We start from the raw sequence: 1,506 nt of genomic DNA on the forward strand, positions 1-1,506 counted from the left end.
TTTGCTATTGCAAAATCTGGTAGACCATATGATGAAACTTACGTTTCCATACTGCCAAGATAAATAGAAGATGGATTGAATAAAAAAAGCTCAAAGAATCAAGTTATTGAACCTATGAGCGTGGAATAATAATGTCTCAAATTAAGGAAGAATTTGTTTGTTTTTTACCTCAGTTCTTTGTTGTGCATTCGTTATTTTTCTAATTCCTTTTCAATCAAATTAATTATTTCATTTGTATCTGTAATCAACATCTTGAGTTTGTCAATTGCGTCTTTATTTATCCAAAAATGAACTGCCGCATTGTTTATATATTCTTCTTTTTTGTCTCTCAAATGATTTGCCAATTCCGTTTGGTTTTGATTTCCAAATAAAAAATCCGATACAGGTTCAAATCTCATAATACTATTGTTGTAGGTAAAAGGCGCATCATTAGGAAGAGCCCATTCCGTTCCAATTCTTATCCATTCAGCAACTTGCTTGTGCTTTGCATAATGTTTGACTAATTCATCTCGCAGTTCAGAATTCCGAATATCCTTTAAATTTCCTGTACTCGAAAGGTCATCAAAAGTTGAAGTTGATGAAGAGAAGATAGGATATATACTACCATAACCAAAAAAGTCGTTTGCAGCTGCAATGAGTTTTTCGTCGTTGCTGTCTCTAGAATTCAATGCCAGCGATAGGTTTTCAATTGTTTCAATTCCTCTTTCTAAATCAGAAATATTGCTTTTAAATGTATTAATATCATCTCTGTTTTCTGAAAGCAGTCGTTTTAGATATAGGTTCTCTTGTTTTGCAGATTTTCGATTTTCATTCGCATTGTTGATTTGCAAAGCAATTAAAATTCCAATAACGACAAGGATGATTTCTCCAATAGCATAAATCAGATACTTACTGAATTTGTTTTCAGAGAGTAGATTTTGTCTAATTTTTCTAAAGAATTTTATCATTGGTTAGTGGTTTCTGATAATGATGCACAACGCAGGGCTATGTGAAGCCACGTTACGGGTTTTAAATTTACGCAACTTGTTGGGATAAATTTAAAATACGTGTTGAACGTGGCCAGGTTGCATATAGCCGTTGATATGTACAGTTTTCCTCGATGGCGCCTAAAGGTGATAGGTTTGATGGCCCCTCATCCTACGGATTATGCAAACTGGCATGGCCCTGCGATGATGTACAATTCCCAAGGGGCGGGAATTGGAGCCTTTGGCGACAATGTAGCGACTTGGGTTCACCTTTAGGTGACCGAGCGAAGCGACCGATGAATACCTTTGAAAAACAATAAAAATTAAATGAATAATTGTACATCATCGGTTCGGCTAAGCGTAGTGCGGGGGCAAGGAAACTTTTCGTTTCCGTCTGCGCACGAAGCTAAAGCTTATTGTTTTGATTTATTTTTCTTCTCTAAAGCTAAATCCATAAGATTTAGCGGCTTCATAAATATACGCAGACCTTTCGGTTTTGCCCCAAAGTCCGCATTACGTTTAGCATCTATGTAAAAGCAGC

Annotated in this window: 2 protein-coding genes; one reads left to right on the forward strand and one right to left on the reverse strand. The window is 36.0% G+C overall.

Features of this window, described 5'->3' with window-relative positions; translation table 11 throughout:
- Positions 1–191 precede the first annotated feature (191 nt).
- Positions 192–947, reverse strand: a complete 756-nt coding sequence (locus BFP75_RS10260; protein ID WP_099545275.1) for a DUF6090 family protein — start codon at positions 945–947, stop codon at positions 192–194.
- A 135-nt stretch (positions 948–1,082) separates the two neighbouring features.
- Between BFP75_RS10260 and BFP75_RS21810 the strand changes: the two genes are divergently transcribed.
- Complete coding sequence (locus tag BFP75_RS21810) at positions 1,083–1,241, forward strand: hypothetical protein (protein ID WP_165776518.1); 159 nt, start codon at positions 1,083–1,085, stop codon at positions 1,239–1,241.
- The last annotated feature ends 265 nt before the right edge of the window (positions 1,242–1,506 follow it).

It is taken from the genome of Maribacter sp. 4G9 (assembly GCF_002742265.1).
GTDB lineage: Bacteria > Bacteroidota > Bacteroidia > Flavobacteriales > Flavobacteriaceae > Maribacter.